Here is a 22770-nt window from a genome sequence, read left to right on the forward strand (position 1 = left end):
TATACGATCCTCTTGATTAAACTTTTCCCATAAACTCTTTGCTAGATTGATAACTCCGTTCAAGCTTCGGTCTTTCACTTTTGCGATTTCTTGCTTAAATGTTTCACCAATGAGCATATCACCGCAAAAGAAGTATAATGTGTTCCCAACGATTTGAAATTTTGTGCATGTTTTATTTATGACTCGATAAGACTGACCGTCACGGTTTACACTTATTGCCTTATCAATTGCAATCACGTGTTGTTTTTGGGTTGAGATTGATAATGCTAAACTCATATGTATTATTCCTCCGTTATTATAGTTTTAGTTTTCTTCAATGTACTCTTTATACTTCCGTGCTTTGTCATTACTCATATTGCAATTACCCCGCTCCCATTCCGAAATTAGGCTGACAGAACATCTTAGATGTGATGCAATTTCTGAGAGTTTGATTTTCTTTTTTCTTCGCTTGATCGTGTATAGTTCACGCTGATTAATTTCCATGTGATATTCACCTCCTTCCAAGTGGTATCTATGTAAAAAGCCCACCACTCGTATGAGCAGCAGGCTTGTATTTTACTGGAATATTTCAATTAGTGTTTAAAAAAATAGCAGAATATGTTTCTCTATTTAAGTATATACATTAAAGTTGGTATCTTTTTTTAAATATCTGCACCATCGTAACAACTTTTGCAAATTTCATAGAAACCATCACGAACAATTGAACCAATCTCGATTGAGCTTCTTCGTAAATAGTTATTTTCGTTACGTTCTTTCTTTTCACTACATTTAATACAGACCTTAGTGAATTTCTCTCTGTCCTCTTCGGACATTGGATATGTATGTAATGGATATGTTGGAACTTCATTTTTATTTTTCTTGGCCTGGTTTTCGTGTTGTTTCAATTGTTTTTGTAATTTCATATAGGAAGAATCAGTATTCTTCACAATGTGCTTACTTGCTTTACTTATAATCTTATTAACATCATCTATGTAAGATTTAAATATTTTGATACATCTATTCACAATATTTTCTTTCTGTCGTTCTCTTAGTCCTGTTGGAAACTTTCCAGTCTCCAAAATGGTATGTAGCACTTTCCATGAACCTGTATGTAGACTATCAGTTAATATCTTTGTTGTTGTATCAGGTTCTATTAAATTATCAGTAATGAGATCAAAGACATTAGTATAATATGTAGGATAAGGACGGTTTTTTTGCAATTCTTTGTAATTAATTGTTTCCTTTTTGTATTCCTTCTTCAATAAGCAAATCAACATTCTAAACTTTTCATCATAAATTTCTACTTCATCTACAAATTCAAGAAAAGAAGAAATGCCATTATAGATGTTGCTTTTCAGTTTTTGTGCAATCAGTTGATACTCTAGGTATTTCGCCTTTACCTTCTCATTTGCTTTCTCTAAGGAACGTTTTACTGTTGAAATGTCCTTATTCAGTAATTTAGAAATCTCCGTAAGAGTAAGGTTTTGCTCATGGACTAAATCGAACACTTTTCGTTGCTCTTTGGCTAAGGATAATGACTTTAATAAAATTTCATACCCACCAAAATAGTGTAAAAACCCTTCATATTTTGGGCTGCTTTTCAAAGAGATAAAATCATTAAAACTGACTTCATCATATAGGCTATAGTCATTTGGTCGATCTTCGTCTTTAATGTCCGATTCTGATACGGCCGAAAAGTCGTATTTGATCTTCTCATCTTTACCATTTAGAATCTTGATAAATCGACCAAGTAAAGTTTTCTTTGACCATGAGATTAATTGTCCATTTTCAAATGATTTTGCTAGGTCTGCCTTTTGGAAAACTTCTGAGAGAAGTAGAAAATTAAACAGAGCGTTAAATTCAGAAATGTCCAGTCTATAATTATATTCTTTCACATGAAAGTATATCTTTTTTAGTCCAACAACATTGTCAAATTTGTAATCGGTTTTTATGTATAGATCAGGTTTATTCTTTTCTTCAAACTCTTCCACTAGCGATTTATCATGAAGTTTATTATTTTTCATTTCGTCATTCTTAAATTTCACTGGTCGCTTTATAATATCAAATACTCTATCAAAGATTGGTTTGCTCAAATTTTCAAGTTCTGCTTCATACTGAGTAATATTAATTCCATTTTGCTCAAACTTACTCTTTAACGGAAAATACTTTTCCTGATAATCTCTTACCAACTCCAGTAATGATACGGTTTTAAATTTGTTTTCAATTGCCAAATATGATTCCTCCAGTTAGTTTTAAATTTTCTATTAGTCGTTTTCATTCTTCATAGCCCCTTCGTCTTTTAATTGCCGAATACACGGCTCAGTTGGTGTTTCTTCTTTTCATTATTCTTCTTTAATGGGCTTCTTCTAAATTTCAGATAAAACTTGACTTTGATCATAAACTTAAGTATAATTTTTGACAGATAGGAAACACTAATGAAATACTAATCCATAGAACACCATCCTTTCTCAATATAAACTAATAGTTAAAGATCACCCCATACGAAAATTGGGTGTCTTATTTAATTTATCGCACTGTTGATAGCTAGTCAACAGTTTATTTTAATTTTCACAAAAATAATTTTCCACCTTCTCTAACGCCTCCTATGGCGTTTTTATTTTTGGTAGGAATTAATATACTTTTATTTGATAAAAACATCTGTACCTGGCTTATAGAAAGCCACAGAGGTATGTAAAACAAAAAGAAGCGGTCAATCCGCTCCTGACTTGAGTCATTAAGCAGCTACCTGTTGCAATAATTCGTACCCTGCTTCAGTAACCACAAAATCTTCAGTATCATCATCGTATTCAAAATCTTCTTCCCAGATGCATACACCTTCGACTACATGAATATATGTATCTTTCATTACTTCTGCCTCAACGCATGTCCAATCTACTAAGTCTTCAAATGACATTAACTCTTTTCTTTCGAGTTGCTCTTCTGAGAATAAAGGTGATCCATCTTCATTTTCATAGCAGAATGTTTCCTGATATTGATATTTCATTGTAAATTCCTCCTCATATTACGTATACACTTCACTGACTTAAGTTGTTATCTTATACGTTGATATTAACTCATGTGTTATCACAACACAAGTGTTAATATAAAATAGATTGAAAATCTGTCATCCCATCTTATAACACTTGTGTCTATAAACACTTTTTAATATCATTAGTGTTATAGCGAGGTGAAAACATGATAAGAATCAGACTAAAGGAAGTTGCACAGTCTTACGAGAAGGAAAATAACATTAAAATCACCAATTATTGGATATCTAAGAATAGCGGAGTCCGTCCAAACACAATAAATACAATGATGGACAATGAAGAAGATGTGAAGAACATAAGTAAGGATGCACTAAACCGTTTATGTAAGTTGTTTAAATGCCAGGTTGGGGATTTAGTTGAATATATAAAAGAAGAGTAACCGCCCATTACGAGGCGGCTATTTTTTCATTCATTATTTCTTTGAGTGTTTGGATTAATAATAGTATATCCTTTTATATTCTGTTCAATCAGTGCTTTTTGTGCTGCATAAGCTATTATATTTCTCATCGCAACATTGATATCTATTTCACCAGTATTAACCAATTCTATTTTAAGTTCCTGGTTTTTTCGTTTAACCATTAATCTAACTCCTTCTTAGAGTTCGCTTTGTTGTTTGAAGTGTAATCATAATTGAACAAGATATCCTCATACCACCACTTTAAACTTCTGATCACATCATCAATTGTTTTCCCTGAATCCTCATCAAACACTTCAATGATTTGATACTCATTATCACTTTTTGTCATGTTGTTTCATCCTCGCTTGAATATGGCATTTTTACTTCTCAAACGGTTTAAATAAATTTATGCTTGACCTGATTATATCTTCTATTAAACGCTTCAATTGCTGCATCAGATGGCTCATTGGTGAAAGTAACTTCAATTTTCATTCCACTTTTATAATATGTATAATCTTTTAATATTTTATTGGCTTTACTTTTCTCATTGTTTGTCATATGAACACCCTTCACACTTTTTATGATTAAGAAATCAAATGTATCATTTGTTTTTTAACTTGCTTTTATATTTCTGAATAAGTGGCATGATTGCATCAGCATATTTATCGATATCGATTTCACCCATTATCGTTACGGTAACGTTACATCTCCCATGTTTACAGTGTTTTGTTTTTATTTTTTTCATATAAAATCCACCTGCAGAAAATTATTTTTATGATAAGTAAAATTGCTTTATTGCCTCAAGTGATTCCTTATGTCTTTCCATATCGTTAGTAAATCTAATTTTTACCTTCCAACCTCTTTTGTTTCTATCACATTCAGCAACTGCCTTTCCGTCTTCATTATATGTGATTTTATATTTATCGCCTCGAATATCTAGAAATTCAGGTAACCCTCTGTTTTGATCCATTGTATTCTCGCACCACCTAAAAAATCTCTTGAGAACATTATTGGCATGAATCCAACAGTTCAAACAAGAGGTAGATAGTGGTAATTTAAATCAATTTGCCTTTTAACGATCTTATTATATGTAGATTTGATGAGGAAAAGGTCATAAAAAATAGCCGTAATCACTTACGACTATTGGAAAATACTCTTTAAATCTGAAGCTGTTTCATTGAATCTATTTCTATCCTCAATGGAGGAACTGTGATCTAGTGCAATCTTCCCTACATATAATCTACTTATTAAAATGGCTAAGAATTGTTCGCTGGTATTTTGCGTTTTCCATGTAATGCTGAAATCAATAAATTTCTTCTCAAACTCTTTGCTCATTTTCTCGTTCTTTTTATCCAGTGCGATAATTTGGTCATAAAAATAATGAACTTGATCAAGAAATTCTGGTCTTACCTGATCTACTCTTATGTAAGTTGATAGAGTCTCTTTTTTGGGACTAGGTTCAACCGATGAGACATTTGTATTAATAAGGAATACACAAATTAAAAAACTTATAAGTAATGAGTTCATTATTGCCCTCCCCTAATGAAACATTTTACAATATCAGGTTATACGATTCCAACGAAAATTCTTTGAAGAACAAAAGAAAAACCAGCTTGTTTGGCTGGTTTAATATTCAGTATAATTAAATTCATGCCAGTTTGGTGGCAATCCTTCTCGCTCAAACTTAATGTCATCGTATCTTGGAATGTAACTTAACAGTTCATTCTCTCTTTCGTGTTCGATTACTTCACCATAAAATGTAACAACTACATCATCAAACTCAAAAGTTAAATTAAACTCGAATTCTGTTTGTGGTGGATGGTTCTCATATTCTTTGTTAAGTGCATCAATAATTAGGCTTTCTATATAATATCCTTGTAACTTAATGTTCTCTTTTTCGAAGATCCGTTCAAGTTTTTTAACAAACGATTGATTCACTTGAGTCCCTCCCTTTTATTAAGACACACATTCATATTCCCCAAATTCCCCTAATCGAAACATTCATTTATCGGGAAAAAGAAATGACCAGTCTAATGAACTGGTCAAAAAATTTCATCATGTAAATATACTCTCCCCCCTAAATGCATTACTTATCTTCGTGTACTTAAAAACCATGTCCTATAACCAAAAATAAAAGTCCTCCATTGAGGACTTAAAATGCGTATTTGATAGGATGTCAAGAAAGCATTTTCTTAATTCGTTCTAATCTATCGTTCTTTTCTTTTTCCTCTTGCTCTTTTCTCAAGCAAAATTCTTCCTGTTTTCTTACCTCTTCATTTTTTTCTAGCGGTAAAATCTCTTGTTTTATTTCATCCAGCGTTCTTTTTACTGCTTCTTTAATAGTTTCGTCATCAAAAATCCAGTTGTAATCGGTATCTTGTCCAATAATTCCAAATAATAAATCTTTTGTTGAGTCATCTTTTGCAAAGATAATAGCATTATCATAATTATCCACTTCAAAGAACAAGTTATTTCTTTCAAGAGTATAATATCCGTCAATAATGCTTGCTTTATCCAATTTATAATTTACGGACTTCTTTACTATTTCATTTACTTCTTTTTTGAAAATATTGATACCTATTCTCGGCATGTCCATTTCTATTTCCCCCTTTGCGTCCCATAATCGCATTAATTATACTAATAATTTCCATCATTTTCAACTTAAGTTTAATCGTCTCTTTTATTTTATTATAAGCAATCTTTCTTTATAGTATCTTTAACCCGTCGGTTTCAGTGACGGGATGTAAAGTGAACAAAACTATTGACTATTATGGTGATAACTTATGAGGTAGTTTAATATCGATTAGTAGTTGTAACTCGATGGATAAGTTTGACTTGATCTTAGAGGAATTGGAGAAGGTTATTAGCAGAATAAATGCACTCGACACTAAAATGACTGAAGGCTTCAAGGAAGTTCAACAAGTACCTGGATGGAATTAACCAGAAGCTTGATGTTATTAAGAAGCATACGACAACGGATACTGATAGGCAAGGAATACCTTTTTAGATTAGAATATCATCTATAAACACATCAAGACTCGTCTGTTTAGTTAAGTTGAATAACATTTCTCCTCCAAGTGATTCTAAGCTGCCTTCTAAAATATCCCCAACCTCTGGTAAGTCATCAAGTATTTCAATAACTGAAACATTGCGATTTTCATTTAATACTTTAATCTTACACGTACTGTTATTAACTGCAATTACTTTACCTTTCACGATTTTTCTCCCCCTATCATAAAAAACCTTAGTACAAATATCAGTCTCTAATTTTTTAATCCTAACTCAAGTAAACAATCAAAACAAAGTGCAAAATCTCGATCCTTCCAGTAGTATAATCCTCTTCCGTCATCTCATACATATTTATTTTTTATCGGCTCCTCCTATGATTTGAAAGATCATTTTAGAATTCTCATATTATTACTCAATAAGCACATTATCAAAATCTACGTCGATTAATTAAGAAAAAAAGTAATATCAAAAAGATTATAGTTATGGATGCACTCGTCAAATATGCAACGACAGTTTCTAAATCTTGAATATATCCAGCACTATTCGGTTTTGTGAATACCTTCCAAAGAGGCAATAAAAAATCCTTTGAAAATGATGATATACTTAATAAACCAAAGAATATTGCGATAATCCATGAAAAAGTATTGATTTTCTTCTGATTTAGTTCGTTACCTAGCTCCTTCTTTAAGGATAAATTTATATCAGTATTCTCTTGTAATTTGAAAAACATTTGCGAATATCCCTTTAACAAATCGTTAATTTCCCCAAAGTTGCTGGCTTCTGTGAAGTCTCTTTCCATCTGATTGATAGCATTTTTTTGTTTTATTACTTCCAATACTGTATATTCACTTGAGTTCGAAATTGTAAACAACTTATGTTTCAAACCAAACATAAACATCATCATTTCTGATTGAACTTGTTTGTCATAAATTAGATGACCTCTATTAGGATCTGTATAATCTTCATTTGAAAGCAATCCCTGTTTGCTTAGAACCCAAAGAATTACTGCCTCATTTGCAAATACACTATAGTCATCATATAGCCTATAATCTTTTTCTTCGATGTCAATCTTTTCAACGCCATCTGATCTTGCTAATATTTTGTTAAAAACACGGTTATGAATTAAATCAAATTGTTTTTTTGAGTCTGGTTGATTACTAAAATTCAACAGGAATATAGATGGTACTCCTCTAAAATAAGTGTGTAAGGAATACTTTTCATTTTTTCTTTTGTTAAGAGGTTTAAGTAAACTCATATTAGCAAAATAACTAATATAAACTAAAAACATATCTTTTATCATATCCAGATTTAACTCTTCATTGATATTACCTGTGACAACAGGTATTACATTAAAACAAAAATCAGTTTCTCGAATTAATTTCGATGAATTTTTTATATTTGTCATTACTTTTGCTAAAGTATTATACTGTGATTTTCTATTATATAGTTTATACTTACTACTTTTTCGGCTAGCTAGTTCATTAGCAAAAATGATGCCTGCGGGGAGTAAGATTTCATCGAAAGATTTTGTTACTATATTGACCTCGTAATTTATAAATTCTTCAATAGTTAGATTAGTATCAGGAAGCATCTTTCTAAAAGTAACAAGTAAAATTCCATTTTTGTATAGTTTAATTTGTGGATATACTGAAAGTAATTTCCCTTCCTCACGTAGATAACATCCACCAAAAAAGATTCTAATATAACTATTATTCTTTTCAAAATGTTTATAGAGTTTTTGCTCATTGAATTTCATTGACTCAAATTGGTAAATTAATTCTCTCTGAAGTGGTGACATTTCTGATGGAATGTCGATCTTAATGCTGTTTGCTTTATTCCTCTGTAGAGACAACTTAGTTGTTTGAAACCTCCTATTACTGTCTTTCCAATAAACGTTGTCTTCAGAACTTATCACTATTTCAGCAGCGTTTAAAAGAATGATCTTTTTGGCAATTGAATGCAAATCCAAATTATCCTCTAAGAAATAACTACAATAGGAATACCATATATCGGAATCAAAGATCTTTATTTTAATCACCTTATTTCTAAATAATATTAATTCTATTTAAACATCTGACCCGATAAGAATCCTAATGCCATTTGTGCAACTGCACCTGCAATCCAACTATGTTTCTCAATTTTCTCAGAGTATTGAGTCAGACTTCCTTTCTTTACTTTCTCGCTGTCCTCAAATAACTCTTTGATCTCTGCAATCATTTGGTGAAGTTCTTCTTTGTCTTCTCCACCACGCTCTTCAATCATTTGATCAACTGCATCAAAATTGAATGTATTGGTTACGGAAGCATTGCCCTGAGTACCAATATTTGACCCATAAGCATTTTGAAAATTATATTGTACAAATGGTTTACTGTCTTTTTGTGATTTTTCATATTGAGTCTTAGTGAGATAATATCCTTTTTTCTGAAATGCTTTACCTTGAAATACATCGGTTTTTGTGTCCTCGATATACAATTCATTACCAGATACTAAACCAACTATCCAATCTCCAGCCTCAATATCTGTCTCTGGATAGAAGCCAATGTATTTTCTTTTACTACTTTTCTCAGTATTGGACATCCCATCGACTTCGGCAATTTCGACTTCATTTCTATAAACCTTGAATCTCTCTCCATTCATATCCATAAACTCTCTAAGATTCATGTTAAGAACACGCCTCTCCATAAAATCCGACTTTGCTTAGAATTACTCAATATACTCGTTAAACTGTTCTTCAGTCATTAATACTGCTCTAATTGAAGCATTCTTTACATCTAGTTCCACCAAGTGCTATTTCCAGAAGTTTTCTTCGGCAGCACTACTCTAGTGTGTCAGTTATTAGAACATTATCAGCTTCAAGATATTTTTTCCTGTATCGTTTTAGTTCGAGTTCTATCAAAACTCATCAATCTTTTGACTTGGATTTTAGTTAATTTTACCATAATTTGATTCTATTTTTTTGATTAAGATTTGAATACCTCTGTGGATGTTTGTAGCTCTGTATTAGCGTTGTTTAGGTTAGTTGAGTGTAATTATAAGGTTGGAAGTCACTTGAGGTCATACGATCTAATATAGTCATAATAAAAAGCACTAGCATGACGCTAATGCCCTTTTGTATAAAGTAAGTTTTTACATATCATGCAAGTGTGTCAATGGACTATGTTTTTGATACTTCTTCCCAATCTCTTCATCTGTAAAGTCAAGATAACATTTCTGAGTAACCTCTACTGATGAGTGCCCTAATATTCGACTTAAACTAAACCAATCCCCACCGTTCAGTATGTAATACTTAGCAAAATTGTTTCTCAATAAATGGGGATGAACATGAACACCAATTTTATTACCAATCTGACGCAAAGCATATTCATAATTTCTTATCTCTAATTTTGTTCCTTTTGTTGTGGGAAATACAAATGGAGACTCAATATATCGATCTTTATATTGTAACCATCGCTTGAGTTCATTTGTCATGGTAGGCGAGAAGTAAACAAAACGCTCTTGCTTATTCTTTGGATTAGTTACAAGGATTGAACGATGAACGAAATCTATGTGTGCAGGTAAAAGTGCCAAACACTCCCCTACCCTCATCCCAGTGTCAAATAGCAAAAGTGTGATAGTTGCATTGCGATATCCATGTAAGGTAGAAACATCGAATGCATCTATTACTTTTTTGATTTCCTTTGGTGTTAATGTTTGCTTAATTTTACGTTCAGGCTTAATTGATTCAATGGTCTCAACAGGATTTTTCTGAATCTCACGCTCAACCTTGTGTAGATAGTTGAAAAACACTTTAATGTTACGAACATAGTTGGCTATTGTTGTTGTAGAAATGGGCTTTTGGTAATCATTTCGATTATCGGGATAATTTATTTCTCTCGTTGACTCATTAGAAACAACGGTGTATTTACCACGCTCACGTAGGTACTTTATATAGTGCCTAATGTGTCCTGACTGAATACGCTTAACCTCATTAATTCCATGATCTATGTTCATATACTGGGCAAACAATTTTAATGTCTGTTCGTAGCTTGCTAATGTCTTCCTCGAAAGGTTTTTGGAAGTGCAATAAAGCATAAAATTGTCAATTTGAAATTCTAAATCGGTCATGAAAAATCCCCCATCTCTTAAAAGTGGGGGAAACCAATAAATATGAAAATCAGTTGGTTTGACCTCAGGATATTTATGGCTAAGTAAAAGAAGTTTATAGCCAAAATCGAGAGGTCGGAATATTTTTAATGAATCTTCAACCCTTGATAACACAACATTTAACTAATCTTCGCCTCAATCCTCAGCTTGTCCGCTACCATCGCAATGAACTCGGAGTTCGTTGGCTTCGCCTTGGAGTTGGATATGGTGTAACCAAACAGACTGGAGATGGAGTCGAGATTGCCACGGGACCAGGCTACTTCAATGGCATGGCGAATCGCGCGCTCTACGCGGCTTGCTGTTGTGTTGAACTTCTTCGCGATGTCTGGGTAAAGAACCTTGGTGATCGAGCCTAGAAGCTCTACATCGTTGTACACCATTGTAATCGCTTCACGCAAATATAAATAACCCTTGATATGTGCCGGAACCCCAATCTCATGAATGATGTTGGTAATGGACGCATCCAGATTTCGGCCTTTTGGAGCTAACGCGGATGATTTGATGGATGGCTTGAAGCTGGTTTTATTGGTGATGATTTGGCGAATTCGTTGTGCCAACACTTCCATGTCAAATGGCTTCAAGATGCAATAAGAGGCGCCTAATTCAACAGCTTTCTTGGTGATCTCTTCCTGACCAAATGCGGTTAGCATAATGATTTTCGGTTGTGGCTGCAAACGCATGTTTTGCAAATGTTCAAGTACTGCTAATCCGTCTAGATGCGGCATGATGATGTCTAATATTAAGATATCCGGAACGCGTTCCTCCAATACTTTTAGGACATCATTCCCATTGTAAGCAACGCCAACAACACTCATATCGCTTTGATTGTTGATGTATTCCTCTAGGAGACTGACAAATTCGCGATTATCATCGGCTAATACCACTTCAATCTTGTTCATGTAGTTCCTCCTTACATCTTCTCTAAAGAATGGTTTATGAGTGCATGTATGTACAAATGAATCTGTTCATCATGATGTCACAAAAATTCCTCATTTTGTTACTCAAAATATTTTCGACAAGGATAAAGTAGTTCCTGCTAATGACGAAAGATTGAATGATTTTTCCAATTTTTCGACATGAATAGTCTAATATAACAACAGTGTACCATTTGTAAAGCTCTGGCAATACATGAAAAGAAGACCGTCTTGAAGACGATCTTCCTGATGATGCATTCTTTTTTATTAGGCTGCCTGTCCATCTATCGCTTCCGAAGATGGCTTGCCTGAACGTGTGGGGATTCCTGCATCTTGCAGCATCCACTCAATGTAACAGCCGTATCCAGAGGTGGGGTCGTTAACAAATACGTGGGTCACCGCACCGACCAGCTTACCGTTCTGAATGATGGGACTCCCGCTCATTCCTTGAATGATTCCACCCGTCTTATCTAACAGCCGTTTATCGGTGACCTTAATAATCATGCCTTTCGTTGCCGGAAAATGCTGTTTGACAACATTCATGATCTCAATGTCATACTCTTCCACTTTTTGCCCTTCTACCACTGTGAGGATTTTGGCCGGGCCTGTCTGAACCTGCTCCGCTAAAGCGACTGGAATAGGTTCCGTGTAAAGACTTCGTTTGGGTATTTCCTTCATCTTTCCATAAATCCCAAATGGTGTATTACGAGTAATAGAACCAAGCACCTGTGACTCGTTGTAAAAACGGGCAAGCTTTTCACCAGGGTTCCCACTTTGCCCTTTTTCAATTGAAGTGACACTGGCCTGAATGATCTGTCCGTCGCCTACAACGATGGGTTGGCCGGTATCTATGTCGGAAATAACGTGGCCTAATGCTCCATAAGCGCCGGATTTGGGTTCCACAAAGGTTAACGTTCCGACACCTGCAGCTGAGTCCCGTATATATAATCCCATGCGAAACTCATTATCTTTGGAGTCTTTGGCTGGAGTTAGCGTCAAATTCAGCTTTTCTTTACCACGTACGACTAGAAGTTGAACGGATTCTTTTTTCGCGCCAGCTTCATTGATCATCTTCTTGACGTCATTCATGTCGTTAATGTACATATCATTCATGCGGATAATCATATCCCCGACATGGACACCAGCTTTTTCTCCTGGTGAAAATTTCTCTGAACCCGAGTTTACCTGATGATGACCGACAACCAGGACACCAGCCGTTTGCAGCTTCACTCCGATGGATTGCCCGCTAGGAATGACTCGGATGTCTGGCAGAACATTCACTTTCATCTCTTTAAGCGGAATGCTGCCCCATTTTAGTTGCAGCTGAGTTTCTCCAGCTTTTTTAGGCTGTACGGACAGTGGCTGACTTAAGTCTACGCTGACTTCTTTCGCTTCCTTGCCATTCACTGATAAAATCTCCGGGTTGGAATTGACTAATGTGCCCATTACTGGCATGGACAGCTTGAACTGTTGAAGTGACCCCTCGAATATTCTCAGCTCATTGGGTAGAGAAACCAAATCTCGAAAGGGGGTCGAGCTGATTGTTAATGCTGTGATGAGTAAAAGCAAACTTCCCATCCATTTTCTCTTTAGTTGACGCATCACCAGCAATCACTCCTACTTTCCCTACCTACACCTTTTGCTACACCTCCATCTAACCGTATATATAATGTTGCCTAGCTCACGTGTGTTTATAACCGTAAAAAAGCTGTCAGATTGAACTGACAGCTTTTCGTTCTTTTCCCAGTTGGATCATTTCTCGGGCATGTTCTTTTGTCTTGTCGGTCACTACAGCTCCTCCAAGCATACGGGCAAGCTCGTTCACCCGATCTTCTCCTTGTAGAAGCGTGACCTGGGTTGAGGTTTCCTGTTCATCCATTTGTTTTTGGATCAACAGATGGGCATCTGCCAACGAAGCGACTTGAGGTAAATGAGTAATGCAAAGCACTTGTCGGTTACGGCCTACCCTCGAGAGCTTCTCGGCGATTGCTTGAGCCACACGGCCGCTAACCCCTGTGTCTACCTCGTCAAAAATCAACGTCTGAACCTGATCCGTCGTTGCCAAGATGGCTTTAATGGCAAGCATCACGCGAGATAGCTCCCCGCCGGACGCGATTTTGGACAGAGGACGAAGCGGCTCACCAGGGTTAGGCGCAATCATAAATTCAACCTGATCGATCCCTGAAGAGTCAATATGCTGCTTAATCCCCTCAATCTCAATCCCATTCTCATCTGGTATCATTCGTACATCGATCCGGAAACGAGCGCGCTCCATGTGAAGTTCCCGAAGCTGTTCCTCAATCGCGATCGATAAACGTCCAGCCAAGCCTTTACGAATCGAGCTTAGCTCCAGTGCTTCAACCGCCACATCCGCCGCCAATTCCGTCAGGCGGTTCTGGAGTTGCTGTAGCCGGCTGTCGTAATTCTGAATTTCATCAAGCTCGTCTTGAATGGTAGCGGCGTACTCGAGAATCTCATCCACGGTCTTGCCGTACTTGCGTTTCAAGGTCTGAAGCGTATCCAATCTCCGCTCCACTTCCGCTAATTGCTCTGGCTGGAATTCCAGGGTATCCTGCAGCTGGCGCAATTGATGAACCACATCTTCAACCTGGTAATAAGCGGTTGTGACGGAATCCAGAATGGGGGCGATCTGTTCATCATACTGAGAAACTCGCTCGAGTTCGCTCATGGCATGTCCTAGCCAATCCATCCCTCGATGCTCACCATAAAGCGAGCGATACGCATCCTGCATCCCTGCGAAGACCTTCTCAATGTTGCTCCATTTTTTTCGTTGCAAAATGAGCTTCTCGTCCTCCCCTGGAGAAAGCGTAGCAGCTTCGATTTCATCCAGTTGATAAGAAAGAAGGTCAATCCGTTGAACCAGCTCCCGCTCATTTTTGGCCATTCTCTCCAGATCCTGCTTGGTTTTACGATAGGCTGAATACAAGCTGTGATATTCCTGCTTTGTTGCCTCAAGTTCATGCTCTCCATAAGCGTCCAGCCATTCTATGTGCTTACCAGCTTGCATCAAGGCAATGGTATCGTGCTGACCGTGAATATTTACCAGCCAAGGTCCTAATTCCCTTAGCATCGCCAGCGTAACAAGCTGTCCATTAATTCGAATGATATTCTTCCCTTGACTGGAAATCTCTCTTCGGACCAGTAACGAACCATCCTTTTCCACATGGATGCCAAACTGTTCACTGATGGCAAGCGCTGGATGGTTCCCGGCAAACTCAAAAAGCCCCTCTACTTCGGCCCGCTTCTCTCCATGACGGACGTATTCAGCCGAACCGCGTTCACCAAGGAGCAAACCGAGTGCGTCAATAATGATCGATTTACCAGCGCCCGTCTCCCCCGTAAGGATATTCAAACCCTTATGAAAAGAGATCGTTACTGATTTGATAATCGCAAAATTACGAATGGAAAGCTCAACTAACACAACAATCCCACCTTACAGCATGTCCAAAAAGCGTTGAACCACTTCTTTGGAGTTATCCTTGGAACGACAAATAATCAGAATTGTATCATCTCCACAGATTGTTCCCATCACTTCTTGCCATTGCAAGTTATCAATCAAAGCACCAATGGCGTTGGCGTTACCCGGCATCGTTTTCATCACCAGCAAGTTATCCGAATAGTCGATACCGACAAAACTGTCAACCAGCACTCGTTTAATTTTTTGCAGGGGATTAAACTTCTGGTCAGCAGGCAACGAGTATTTGTACCGTCCATCTGCCATGGGTACCTTGACCAGATGCAATTCTTTAATATCTCTTGAAACTGTCGCTTGCGTAACGTTATATCCGGTTTCTCTCAGACGATCAACTAATTCGTCTTGGGTTTCGATGTCATTGTTTCCAATAATTTCGCGAATTTTAATATGTCTTTGACCTTTGTTCATACATTTTACTCCCATTCATCATGTAGTTTCGTTCGGATTGCTTCAAAAAAGTTACCCGGTTTCCATTTAATTAAAGGGGTTACGTAAGGAGATTGATAAATCAACAGTTCATCTCCGCCAACCAGTTTCGCCCCGAATTGTCCATCGATTGATAATCCAATTTCGTCATGAATCGCATCCACTTCCACGCGAATGACCTGATCGGCTGACAATACCATTGGCCTCGCCGTTAAAGAATGGGGAGCCACCGGTGTCAGCAGGATTCCATGTACATTGGGTGCCATGATCGGTCCGCCAGCTGACAATGAATACGCCGTAGAACCCGTGGGACTCGAGATGATAATCCCATCTCCGCTAAACGTGGCTACATAGCTATCGTCCAAATATACGGCACATTGGATAATTCTGCAGAACGATCCTTTCGCAATTCCCACATCATTCATCGCGGTAAAGGAACCAATCTCCTGTCCTTGACGGATTAGCTTGGCTTCCAACATACTCCGCTCTTCGATTCCATAGGCACCCTTCAACAGATTCTCTACAGCATCTTGCAGATTCTCTGGTTCAGCTTCTGATAAAAACCCAAGTGTCCCCAGGTTGATTCCTAACATTGGCAACGAAAAGCCGGCCAATTGGCGAGCGATACTAAGCAGTGTTCCATCCCCGCCCAGTACACATACTAATTCCACCTCTTGGCCGAATTGATCCAAGGGGATTCCGATATCCGATCGCCCGATATCCTGCGCTATCCCTTCTTCTATCCTGCATATCACACCCTTGGTTTCTAACAGGTAAAGAAGGTCCCGTGCCACGATGCGCGCTTCTGGTTTTCCTTTATTGGCAACGATTCCAATTTTCTTCACAGCGCCACCCCGAACATAAGTTTTGAATCCTTATACAATTATACAACGAATATTGTATATTAGGAAACTGGGACAAAAAGAAAAAGAAGCTCTCCAAAAGCAAGCATGTCGCTTGATCTAGAGAGCTTCAACAAATACAGAATTTGTCTTATTTTAAATGCTTGTGTGCATCGTTTACAACCTGATCGATTTTGGTCATCCATGTTGTATCGAGATCCTGCATAGGACCAGTCGATTTGCGGGCGTGTAGCAGGAATTCAATGTTTCCTTCGCCCCCAGTAATCGGAGAGTAGCTTAGTCCCACCAATTCAAATCCAATCGTTTGCGCAAATGAGAGTATCGACACGATCACGTCACGATGGATTTCTGGATCACGCACAATGCCATTCTTCCCGACATTTTCCTTGCCCGCTTCGAACTGTGGTTTGACCAAAGCCAATACCTCTCCGCCCTGTTTCAGGAATTGATACAAAACAGGCAAGATTAATCGCAACGAAATAAAAGAGACATCTATCGAAGCAAAATCAGGCATCTCGTGTTCGAACTGAGCAGGATCGAGGTGACGGAAGTTGGTCCGTTCCATCACGACCACTCGGGAATCCTGGCGTAAGGACCAAGCAAGTTGGCCATAACCAACATCGATGGCATAAACCAATCGGGCTCCATGCTGGAGGGCGCAATCGGTAAATCCACCTGTTGAGGCCCCAATATCCATCATGACTTTTTCCTGCAAATCCACACCAAATTCACGGATCGCTTTTTCAAGCTTCAGTCCACCTCTGCTGACATAAGGGTGTACTTCGCCTTTTACAGTAAGTGCCACATCTTCGGGCAGTTTGGTTCCTGGCTTATCGCATCGTTCTGTACCAACGTATACGAGACCCGCCATCACGGCTGCTTTGGCTTTTTCACGTGTCTCGCACAAGCCTTTTTCTACGAGCAATACGTCAATTCGTTCTTTTCTCATGTTAGGCCCTCTGTCTTGACAATGGAGTAAGTTTGCGAACGTGCGCCGCAATCGTCTCAGGAGTTAGTCCCACTTCTTGGCGTTGTTCTTTTACCGAACCATGCTCGACGAAGTAATCCGGGATGCCCACCATTTCGACGATTGTTTCAGAAAATCCATGCTCGGAGTAGAATTCCAATACCGCACTACCGAATCCACCCGAAATCGAGCCTTCTTCCACTGTGATAATGTGATACCCTTCCTGCGCCAGTTTCAGCAGCAGTTCTTCATCCAGCGGCTTACAGAATCGAGCATTGACAAGCATCGGCTGAATTCCCTCGCGCGCAACCATCTCAACCGCTTGTTCGGCGAGATCAAAAATATGCCCAAAGGAGAGAATGGCCACACCTTTTCCTTGCTTGACAACCTCGGCTTTTCCGATCGGGAGCACCTGCAATGTCTCGTCCATCTTCACTCCGGTGCCGTTCCCGCGTGGATAACGGTAAGCAATCGGACCATTATCGTATGCGATCGCTGTTTTCATCATATGTTGCATTTCATTCTCGTCTTTTGGAGCCATAATCACCATATTCGGAATGGCCCGCATAAACGCGATGTCGTAAACGCCTTGGTGTGTTTCTCCATCGGCTCCTACTAAACCGGCACGGTCTACCGCAAAGACCACATTCAGCTTTTGGCGAGCAACGTCGTGAATCAGCTGATCGTATGCGCGCTGAAGGAAGGTCGAGTAAACGGCGTATACCGGTTTTATGCCCTGTGTAGCTAATCCGGCACAGAATGTACAGGCGTGCTGTTCAGCAATCCCGACATCAAATAGACGATCCGGAAATACTTCGCCATATTTCAGCAAACCTGATCCAGCAGGCATCGCAGGCGTAACAGCACAGACTCGCGGATCCTCTTGGGTCAGCTTGATCATTGTTTGGGCAAAGACAGAAGTATAAGCAGGAGCCTTCGATTTGGATTTGATCTCTTCTCCTGACTCGATCTTGTACGTGCCTATACCGTGCCACTTGGTGGAATCGGCTTCGGCTGGCGCGTAGCCTTTTCCTTTTTTCGTAATCACATGAATGAGCACAGGGCCTTTGGTTTGGGTAGCTGTACGCAATGAATTGATGACCAGATCAATATTATGCCCGTCAATTGGTCCAATGTACGTAAAGCCGAATTCTTCAAACAAAACTCCCGAGACAAGCATGTATTTCATGCTGTCTTTGAGGCGCTCGGCAAAATAGGCCAACTTGCCGCCCACGGCTGGAATGGATTTAAGGATATGCTCCAATTCGTCCTTGGCGCGTCGGTAATTCGGGGTCGACCTGAGCTTGCCCAAATAGTTATGCATCGCTCCTACGTTGGGGGCGATGGACATTTCGTTGTCATTTAAAATCACGATGACGTTCTTTTTCTCATGTCCGATATGGTTTAGCGCCTCGAAGGCCATCCCGCCTGTCAGCGCGCCATCGCCAATAATGCCTACGACGTTGTACTTTTCCTTTTTGAGATCCCGAGCCGCAGCCATCCCCATCGCCGCCGAAAGCGATGTACTGCTGTGCCCTGTTTCCCAGACGTCGTGTTCGCTTTCACTCATTTTAGGAAATCCACATAAGCCTTTATATTGACGCAGAGTCGGGAACATATCACGGCGTCCTGTCAGGATTTTATGTACATACGCCTGATGGCCCACATCCCAAATCAGTTTGTCCTTGGGACTCTCAAAGAAATAATGGAGAGCAAGTGTCAACTCGACCACACCAAGATTCGGTGCGAGATGTCCACCTGTTTCCGCCAAGTTATTTACAAGAAATTCGCGAATTTCTGCAGCCAATTGATTTAATTGGGGTATCGTCAACTTCTTTAGTTCTTCTGGGCTATTTATGTTTGGAAGCAACATCCTAACCCCTCACTTTCAACTTGAATCTGAAAATAGATCATAAGAACGGTTACCTATCGTGAAATAAAATACGAACCTGTAGGAAATGCTTGATCTATTATAATCGTTTCTTTAAGAAAACACCACTTCCCATACAGAAAAAGCAAATAAACCCCATCGCCAAGGACCATCAGCGACAGGGATATAGGCAAAAGTCGTTTACTTATTCCGTTGAATAATATAATCGGCAAGAGCTGACAGAGCCGATTCTCCCAGCTTTGCATCATTTAAAATCTGCTTAGCCTCTTGGATAAGGGATTGCAGACGTGTCTTTGATTGTTCCAAGCCAAGTAGGGCCGGGTAGGTTGCTTTACCACGATCCGCATCGCTTCCAACCGCTTTTCCTAATTGCTCCACACTGCCTTCAACGTTCAAGATATCATCTTGGATCTGAAAAGCGAGTCCAATACAAACCCCAAAACGAGTCAGTGCATCTAGTTGGTCATCGCCTACTTCGGCAATATACCCTGCACCGCGTAATGCCGCTACAAGCAAATCGCCTGTCTTATGTAAATGAATAAATTCCAGTTCTTCAAGGGTAAGCGCTTGGCCCTCCCCTTCAATATCAGCCATCTGTCCTCCAACCATCCCTGTCGCACCCGCACGTTTGGATAACTCACTGATAAGCTTTACCACTGTCTCGGATTTTACAGCAGGGTCCACAAGATAGGAGTCCGCAATTAAGCCAAATGCCCGGGTCAACAGCGCATCCCCTGCCAAAATAGCCGTTGCTTCACCAAATACCACATGATTGGTTGGTTTGCCTCGACGCAACTCGTCGTCATCCATCGCAGGCAAATCATCGTGAATCAATGAATAGGTGTGAATCATCTCCAAAGCTACAGCGTATGGAATACCGCGATCAATCGGAATTTGCAGAGCTTCGAGTGTCGCAAGCACAAGAATTGGGCGAAGACGCTTGCCCCCTGCCATGAGTGAATAGCTCATGGATTCGTACAATTTAGCGGGGACGCCCGCTTGTTCCAAAGCAGGCACTAATTGGGTCTCCACCAATTGAATCTTATCCTGTAAGTATGTTTGCAAGGCTGTCATTACGATTCTCCCTCCAACACGAAGGGCTTTTCGATGACTTGGGCATTTTCCTCAACGAGTTGCGTCACTTGAGCCTCAATGCCGTCCAGCTTCTGAGCACACAATCTGGAGAGACGGACTCCTTCTTGGTAAAATTGAATCGCTTCTTCTAGCGGGACGTTATCTTCTTCCAAGCGGCGAACCACTTCTTCTAATCGTTGAATTGCTGCTTCAAAAGGCAGATCAAGTTCTTGGTCAGCTTTTCTTCGTGCCATCCTCTATCTCCTCCTGCTTAATTTCCGTCACTAATGTACGAACATGTCCATCGGTTAATCGTATCATGAGCTCGTCCCCGATCGCAATGGAATCCACGCTTTTGATCAACTGGTTTTGTTGATAAACAAGAGAGTACCCGCGTTGCATGATCTTCAAAGGACTCAAAGCATCCAGATGCTCAATCAGATGCAGGAACTTCGTTCGTTTAGTCTCGATTTTATGGACCATTAATTGTTGCAAACGTTGTCTCGTTCCCGTAAGCTGTGTGCGGTGTTGCATAATGACACGATCAAACCGGAACCTGGCCAGACGATCCGTTAGCTGACGAGTTCGTTCTTCCTGACGAGCAACTGAGGTCCTGATGGTTTTATCCAGACGCTCGCCTAGCATATCGAGCCTCTGTTTCATTTCTTCCACACGCCGATTGGGCTGGCGCATTCCATAGGATGAGGTTAATTGCAGCAGTCGTTTCTTTTCGGTAGCGAGCCGCCCCTGCATGGATCTGTGCAAGCGATGCTCCAAGTGTTTCATTTGCTGCACAAGCTCAAGATAGTGGGGAACAGCCAATTCCGCTGCGGCTGTAGGAGTTGCCGCCCGAATATCGGCAACAAAATCGGCAATGGTTACATCCGTCTCATGACCTACAGCAGAGATGACAGGGATACGAGACCCAGCAATGGCTCGAGCCACTTGCTCTTCATTAAAAGCCCATAATTCCTCAATCGACCCCCCGCCCCGTCCCACGATCAACACATCCACGTCAGACAATTGATTCATTCGCCTGATCGCAGACACGATGGAAGCTGGAGCCTCTACCCCTTGTACAATCGCTGGAGCCACTACAATCTGAACTTGCGGGAAGCGCCGTTTAATTGTAATGACGATATCGCGGATCGCTGCACCCGTTGGTGACGTAATAACCCCAACCTTTTGTGGATAGGAGGGAAGTGGCCGCTTGCGTTCAGCTGCAAACAGGCCTTCTTGCTGCAATTTTTTTTTTAACTGCTCATACGCAAGATAAAGCGAGCCGATTCCGTCAGGCTGTAATTCCCTTGCATAGAGCTGATAGGCACCATCCCGTTCAAACACAGAAATGGAACCTCGCACAATGGCTCTGGTTCCATCTTTGGGAAGGAAGTTGAGAAAACGGTTATAACTGGCGAACATGACGACCTTAATCCTGGACTCCTTGTCCTTTAAGGTGAAGTACATATGTCCACTCGAATGTCTGGTAAAGTTGGAGATTTCCCCACGCAACCATATATCCTGCATGTGGATGTCGCGTTCCATTAAACCTTTCACATACCGATTCAATTGAGTAACAGACCAAATATCGGCGGTTCTCATGAATTCATCCCTTCACTTGGGTCTTCTTTTCTATGGATTACTTAACATTTTTTGCTGATTTCACAGTATTCGCCAAAAGCATGGTGATGGTCATTGGGCCAACCCCTCCTGGTACAGGGGTGATGTAGCCAGCTACTTCTTTCACTTCATCAAAAATGACATCGCCGACAAGCTTACCCGTTTCAATCCGGTTTACTCCAACGTCAATCACAACGGCTCCCGGCTTCACATCGTCTCGTCCAATCATATGAGGCTTACCAGCTGCCACAACCAAAATGTCGGCTTGTAATGTCATTTCTCTAAGGTTTTGAGTACGGGAGTGACACATCGTAACGGTTGCGTTCTCTCGTTGCAACAGAAGGGATACTGGCTTGCCTACGATATTACTCCGTCCAATGACGACAGCATGCTTGCCGGAGATATCCGTTCCTGTTCGTTTAATCAACTCAATAATACCATGTGGTGTACATGGAAGAAAGCTGTCCGCTCCAATCACCATATTGCCGACACTGATTGGATGAAAGCCATCCACGTCCTTCGCCGGGTCAATGGCCATGATCACGGCCTCTTCAGAGATATGAGCTGGAATCGGCAATTGAACCAAAATGCCATGAACGTTCGGATTTTGATTCAACTCATCAATGAGGGAAAGCAGCTCTTCCTGAGTAATCGAAGGTTCTTTACGGATCAATTCCGAATGAATACCCACTTCCTCACAAGCCTTCACTTTCCCGCGCACGTAGGATTCAGAAGCGGGATCATTGCCAATTAGAATGACCGTTAATCCTGGAACAATCCCTTTATTTATTAAAGCTTCCACTTCTGTCTTCAGTTCGTTACGAATAGATTTCGCTACTTCTTTTCCGTCTACTACGATTGCTGTCATGACAAAAAGCCTCCTCGCTTGGTTTCACATACCATAAGTGTAGCGATAGGCGCACATGATGTAAAGACGAAATTTA

General features: G+C 39.8%; 27 protein-coding genes. 1 reads left to right on the forward strand and 26 read right to left on the reverse strand.

The window, feature by feature from the left end; translation table 11 throughout:
• The 4 genes from ACQCN2_RS16150 to ACQCN2_RS16165 all read right to left on the reverse strand — a co-directional run.
• Positions 1–276 (reverse strand): hypothetical protein (locus tag ACQCN2_RS16150; RefSeq protein WP_426929976.1); only part of this gene is annotated, 276 nt, incomplete at its 3' end.
• 27 nt (positions 277–303) lie between these two features.
• Positions 304–483, reverse strand: coding sequence for an XRE family transcriptional regulator (locus ACQCN2_RS16155; RefSeq protein ID WP_426929977.1), 180 nt, complete (start codon positions 481–483; stop codon positions 304–306).
• Positions 484–641: 158 nt separating this feature from the next.
• The gene (locus ACQCN2_RS16160) at positions 642–2210 is read right to left on the reverse strand and encodes a sigma-70 RNA polymerase sigma factor region 4 domain-containing protein (protein ID WP_426929978.1); all 1569 of its coding nucleotides are present in this window, start codon (positions 2208–2210) and stop codon (positions 642–644) included.
• A gap of 503 nt (positions 2211–2713) precedes the next feature.
• Positions 2714–2983: a hypothetical protein gene (locus ACQCN2_RS16165; protein WP_426929979.1), complete on the reverse strand. Its 270-nt coding sequence runs from the start codon at positions 2981–2983 to the stop codon at positions 2714–2716.
• A 191-nt stretch (positions 2984–3174) separates the two neighbouring features.
• Between ACQCN2_RS16165 and ACQCN2_RS16170 the strand changes: the two genes are divergently transcribed.
• Positions 3175–3405, forward strand: coding sequence for a helix-turn-helix domain-containing protein (locus ACQCN2_RS16170; protein ID WP_426929980.1), 231 nt, complete (start codon positions 3175–3177; stop codon positions 3403–3405).
• Between the two features lie 26 nt (positions 3406–3431).
• Here ACQCN2_RS16170 and ACQCN2_RS16175 read toward each other — a convergent pair whose 3' ends face one another.
• The 22 genes from ACQCN2_RS16175 to folD all read right to left on the reverse strand — a co-directional run bounded on the left by ACQCN2_RS16175 (position 3432) and on the right by folD (position 22694).
• On the reverse strand, positions 3432–3605 hold the full coding sequence (locus ACQCN2_RS16175) for a hypothetical protein (protein WP_426929981.1): 174 nt from the start codon (positions 3603–3605) through the stop codon (positions 3432–3434).
• Positions 3605–3772 carry a hypothetical protein gene (locus tag ACQCN2_RS16180; protein WP_426929982.1) on the reverse strand — a complete coding sequence of 56 codons (168 nt, stop codon included), beginning with the start codon at positions 3770–3772 and terminating at the stop codon, positions 3605–3607. Before ACQCN2_RS16180 ends, ACQCN2_RS16175 begins: the two co-directional genes overlap by 1 nt.
• A 47-nt stretch (positions 3773–3819) precedes the next feature.
• A complete protein-coding gene (locus ACQCN2_RS16185; RefSeq protein WP_426929983.1) occupies positions 3820–3981 on the reverse strand; it encodes a hypothetical protein in 162 nt (53 codons plus the stop codon).
• A 214-nt stretch (positions 3982–4195) separates the two neighbouring features.
• Positions 4196–4393, reverse strand: a complete 198-nt coding sequence (locus tag ACQCN2_RS16190; RefSeq protein ID WP_426929984.1) for a hypothetical protein — start codon at positions 4391–4393, stop codon at positions 4196–4198.
• A gap of 170 nt (positions 4394–4563) precedes the next feature.
• Positions 4564–4950 carry a hypothetical protein gene (locus ACQCN2_RS16195; protein ID WP_426929985.1) on the reverse strand — a complete coding sequence of 129 codons (387 nt, stop codon included), beginning with the start codon at positions 4948–4950 and terminating at the stop codon, positions 4564–4566.
• 99 nt (positions 4951–5049) lie between these two features.
• A complete protein-coding gene (locus ACQCN2_RS16200; RefSeq protein WP_426929986.1) occupies positions 5050–5361 on the reverse strand; it encodes a hypothetical protein in 312 nt (103 codons plus the stop codon).
• A 238-nt stretch (positions 5362–5599) separates the two neighbouring features.
• On the reverse strand, positions 5600–6019 hold the full coding sequence (locus ACQCN2_RS16205; protein ID WP_426929987.1) for a hypothetical protein: 420 nt from the start codon (positions 6017–6019) through the stop codon (positions 5600–5602).
• 407 nt (positions 6020–6426) lie between these two features.
• Entirely contained in the window at positions 6427–6639 is a 213-nt protein-coding gene (locus ACQCN2_RS16210) for a hypothetical protein (RefSeq protein ID WP_426929988.1), read from the reverse strand.
• A gap of 220 nt (positions 6640–6859) precedes the next feature.
• Positions 6860–8395, reverse strand: coding sequence for a hypothetical protein (locus ACQCN2_RS16215; RefSeq protein ID WP_426929989.1), 1536 nt, complete (start codon positions 8393–8395; stop codon positions 6860–6862).
• 98 nt (positions 8396–8493) lie between these two features.
• Positions 8494–9093 carry a hypothetical protein gene (locus tag ACQCN2_RS16220; RefSeq protein ID WP_426929990.1) on the reverse strand — a complete coding sequence of 200 codons (600 nt, stop codon included), beginning with the start codon at positions 9091–9093 and terminating at the stop codon, positions 8494–8496.
• 465 nt (positions 9094–9558) lie between these two features.
• On the reverse strand, positions 9559–10536 hold the full coding sequence (locus tag ACQCN2_RS16225; protein ID WP_426929991.1) for a tyrosine-type recombinase/integrase: 978 nt from the start codon (positions 10534–10536) through the stop codon (positions 9559–9561).
• A gap of 158 nt (positions 10537–10694) precedes the next feature.
• The gene (spo0A, locus tag ACQCN2_RS16230) at positions 10695–11474 is read right to left on the reverse strand and encodes a sporulation transcription factor Spo0A (RefSeq protein WP_426929992.1); all 780 of its coding nucleotides are present in this window, start codon (positions 11472–11474) and stop codon (positions 10695–10697) included.
• Between the two features lie 282 nt (positions 11475–11756).
• Positions 11757–13094 (reverse strand): SpoIVB peptidase, encoded by a 1338-nt coding sequence (gene spoIVB / locus ACQCN2_RS16235; RefSeq protein WP_426929993.1) that lies wholly within the window; start codon positions 13092–13094, stop codon positions 11757–11759.
• A gap of 106 nt (positions 13095–13200) precedes the next feature.
• A complete protein-coding gene (recN, locus tag ACQCN2_RS16240; protein WP_426929994.1) occupies positions 13201–14931 on the reverse strand; it encodes a DNA repair protein RecN in 1731 nt (576 codons plus the stop codon).
• A 12-nt stretch (positions 14932–14943) separates the two neighbouring features.
• A complete protein-coding gene (gene ahrC, locus ACQCN2_RS16245; protein ID WP_426929995.1) occupies positions 14944–15393 on the reverse strand; it encodes a transcriptional regulator AhrC/ArgR in 450 nt (149 codons plus the stop codon).
• 5 nt (positions 15394–15398) lie between these two features.
• Entirely contained in the window at positions 15399–16256 is an 858-nt protein-coding gene (locus ACQCN2_RS16250) for an NAD(+)/NADH kinase (RefSeq protein WP_426929996.1), read from the reverse strand.
• A 148-nt stretch (positions 16257–16404) separates the two neighbouring features.
• Positions 16405–17223: a TlyA family RNA methyltransferase gene (locus ACQCN2_RS16255; RefSeq protein WP_426929997.1), complete on the reverse strand. Its 819-nt coding sequence runs from the start codon at positions 17221–17223 to the stop codon at positions 16405–16407.
• Between the two features lies 1 nt (position 17224).
• A complete protein-coding gene (dxs, locus tag ACQCN2_RS16260; protein WP_426929998.1) occupies positions 17225–19114 on the reverse strand; it encodes a 1-deoxy-D-xylulose-5-phosphate synthase in 1890 nt (629 codons plus the stop codon).
• Positions 19115–19312: 198 nt separating this feature from the next.
• Entirely contained in the window at positions 19313–20206 is an 894-nt protein-coding gene (locus ACQCN2_RS16265; protein WP_426929999.1) for a polyprenyl synthetase family protein, read from the reverse strand.
• Positions 20206–20460: an exodeoxyribonuclease VII small subunit gene (gene xseB / locus ACQCN2_RS16270; RefSeq protein WP_426930000.1), complete on the reverse strand. Its 255-nt coding sequence runs from the start codon at positions 20458–20460 to the stop codon at positions 20206–20208. Before xseB ends, ACQCN2_RS16265 begins: the two co-directional genes overlap by 1 nt.
• Positions 20441–21808 carry an exodeoxyribonuclease VII large subunit gene (xseA, locus tag ACQCN2_RS16275; RefSeq protein ID WP_426930001.1) on the reverse strand — a complete coding sequence of 456 codons (1368 nt, stop codon included), beginning with the start codon at positions 21806–21808 and terminating at the stop codon, positions 20441–20443. The genes xseB and xseA overlap by 20 nt, the downstream gene beginning before the upstream one ends.
• A 37-nt stretch (positions 21809–21845) precedes the next feature.
• Positions 21846–22694, reverse strand: coding sequence for a bifunctional methylenetetrahydrofolate dehydrogenase/methenyltetrahydrofolate cyclohydrolase FolD (gene folD / locus ACQCN2_RS16280; protein WP_426930002.1), 849 nt, complete (start codon positions 22692–22694; stop codon positions 21846–21848).
• Positions 22695–22770 lie beyond the last annotated feature (76 nt).

Source organism: Brevibacillus ginsengisoli, from assembly GCF_050113715.1.
Taxonomy (GTDB): domain Bacteria; phylum Bacillota; class Bacilli; order Brevibacillales; family Brevibacillaceae; genus Brevibacillus_H; species Brevibacillus_H ginsengisoli.